General features: G+C 47.0%; 3 protein-coding genes and 1 pseudogene. 1 reads left to right on the plus strand and 3 read right to left on the minus strand.

Annotation, left to right across the window (positions count from 1 at the left end):
• Positions 1–540, minus strand: a 540-nt coding sequence (locus tag RMO55_RS20530) for a GAF domain-containing protein (protein WP_310429797.1), incomplete at its 3' end; no start/stop codon positions are given.
• Positions 540–1,391, minus strand: coding sequence for a GAF domain-containing protein (locus tag RMO55_RS20535; protein WP_310429803.1), 852 nt, complete (start codon positions 1,389–1,391; stop codon positions 540–542). The genes RMO55_RS20530 and RMO55_RS20535, both read right to left, overlap by 1 nt.
• A gap of 457 nt (positions 1,392–1,848) precedes the next feature.
• Between RMO55_RS20535 and RMO55_RS20540 the strand changes: the two genes are divergently transcribed.
• Positions 1,849–2,205 carry a hypothetical protein gene (locus RMO55_RS20540; protein ID WP_310429799.1) on the plus strand — a complete coding sequence of 119 codons (357 nt, stop codon included), beginning with the start codon at positions 1,849–1,851 and terminating at the stop codon, positions 2,203–2,205.
• A 159-nt stretch (positions 2,206–2,364) separates the two neighbouring features.
• Here RMO55_RS20540 and RMO55_RS20545 read toward each other — a convergent pair.
• Positions 2,365–2,547: pseudogene (locus RMO55_RS20545) on the minus strand (DUF2231 domain-containing protein); the annotation flags it as partial.
• Positions 2,548–2,598: the final 51 nt, after the last annotated feature.

Here is a 2,598-nt window from a genome sequence, read left to right on the forward strand (position 1 = left end):
TTCCCAATCGGTCGGCAATCGGGCTTCATTAAAGCACAACATCACCGAACCGATGGGTAAATTATCGATCCCCATAATCGGTAAGGAATGACAAGCCCGAATGCCATGTGCGATACCTAAATCCCGCCAGCTTTGCGACCAAGATTCGTCACTCGCAATATCGGTACAAGTCACAGGCTCACTGCAATATACCGCCGTACCACACGTCCCGATCGCTAGCTCGTTAATCGGCGCATCCTTGAGTCCTTGGCTCAAAGACGGCGGGAAATCTGGGGTAATCGATCGCGGAAACTTCGTGCGGCGATCGTCAGTCAGTAGCACACAGGCGCGCGTGTGGGGGCTGAGTTTGGCGATCGAGCTACACAGCGCACTCAGACACTCATCTAGCGGCTGACCCGTAGAAACCGCTTCTAGCAGTCGCGTCTGTTCGACTAGCATCAGTTCGTGCTGTTGACGCTCTAGCTCAGTCGCAATCCGACTGGCAAAGATTGTCAGTAACGATTCGGCTAGATGCACATTTAGTAGCGGTTTACCATCCATTACACCCAACAATCCCAACACATTACCGTCGGAACCATAGAACGGAATCGCGACATAACTCTCGACAGCGAGGGGTTTGAGCAGCGGCGCATTCGGAAATTGCGTGGATAACAGCAAATTTTACGTTGCTCGTTGGCGGAGCCTCTCCCGTGGAGAATCGCTTCCCAGCAGGGCGTATCTTGCAGCCGATATTCGAGGTTCTCGACGATGTGACCGCGATCGCAAGTCGCGATCGTTCGCATCATTTTCGGCTCAGTGCCTTCCACCAAGCCAATATAAACGTAGTCGGTGCCCAAAACTTTGGCAAAGTGCCTCACCAGCTCATCGAAAAATTCCCCACCCGTCACCCTTGCCACACCTTGGGTAATCTCGACTAGTGCCGCATCGACGCTAGCGATCTGCCGCGCCGCCAACCGCAGTTCCAGCTCATCAACGACCATTGCCGCCAAATCCACCAAAGTAGCCTCTTCCTCGGCGGTTAACGCCTCATGTGGCACAGTATCGAGCAGACACAGCGTACCCAAATTAAAGCCATCTCGATCGAGCAAGGGCGCACCCGCATAAAATCGCGTCGCTACTTCGGCTTGCACGAATGGATTGCAGACAAAGCGATCGTCGAGTCGAGTATCGGGAATAATTAGCGGCTCATCGGTTAACACGGCAAAGTTACAAAGTGCATCGTTGCGGCGTACTTCAGACGCACCAAAACCAATGCTAGACTTAAACCAAGCTCTCGACTCATCTACCAATGAAATCAGGACGATTGGCTTCTTAAACAGTCGCGCTGCCAGCGTTGTAAGGCGATCGAAAGCTACTTCAGCAGGTGTATCGAGGATTTGATAGCGATACAGTGCCGCTAACCGTTCCGTTTCGTTGGCAGGTTAAGATCGGGTTGGTAGCCTGTACTGGTAGTGAGTCAGTCATGGTATTTCCTGCCAATAACGATCTTTTCAAACACCCTCTTACTCCCTTTCCGCCAGAAGAATTCTGAATTTTATCAAAAATCCGCTGACATAGAGCGATCGAGATCGAATCTAAATATTATTGATGTCTTGATTTTGTATTTTACTTAATTTTGTATTTCATTAGCCTAGCAAAAATAATTTATTTTTGCTAGATTGTTTCAATCTGCCGAGCGATCTTTAAATAACCTGTGGAAGTTGAGCCTGGAAAACCAACCTTTTCACACTAATTAGCCAACGAGTGAATCACTACCTAAATAGAGTGAAAACCGCTATTCATATATGTCACAGACTATTTTTATAGGTTCTAAAATAGATATATAGAGATATAAAAGGACAAAACTAAGTGAAAATTCAACCCTCTGTATTAGTTCACCTAGGATTTGGTAAATATGTTAGATCCGATAATGTGGTCGCACTGATTCCACTAGAACAAGATCGAGGTCCAGGGCGGCGAACCGTGGTGTACTTGCAAGGACAAACCGAGCCAATTGTTGTTTCTCGCGCTGAAGATACGATCGTTCGCGACTTGGTACAAGAACCCCACGAAGTCACTCAATCGCGTCAACAACAAGAAATCTTGCGAGACTTATTACAAAATTTGGATGGAGTCAATGCAACTGTCCGGCGGATTAGTCGCGATGAAGGCGGTCTCGATCTCGACAGGTTGGAAGATCGAATTATGAAAGTTCTGGAAAGTTAACAAATAGCAAGGGTTTAAATCCCCCACCTTTAGGTGGATTGTTATTAGGATGGGGTCTAAATCCCCATCCTAATAACCCAATTGTCAATTGTCAATTATCAATTATCAATTAATCTTAGGTTCATGTCGATCGATTGTACCAATTACCGCAACCTAAGGATCGTGGGTAAACCAATAGCCCAAATCGGCTCCAAATGCACCTGAGAGAAAAGCAATCGGAAACGTCACGATCAGCGGATGGAGGGGATGTCCGGCGATTGCCACCGTACTGGGCACGCCACTATCGTGATAATCACGATCGTTGCTCTCAATAAAAGGGGGAATGTTCGGAAATTGGGTCATAATTTTTTACCGATAATTTACCATCCTAATTATTAATAAATAATAATTAAA

The sequence above is a fragment of the Chamaesiphon sp. VAR_48_metabat_135_sub genome (assembly GCF_031418915.1).
Lineage (GTDB): Bacteria > Cyanobacteriota > Cyanobacteriia > Cyanobacteriales > Chamaesiphonaceae > Chamaesiphon.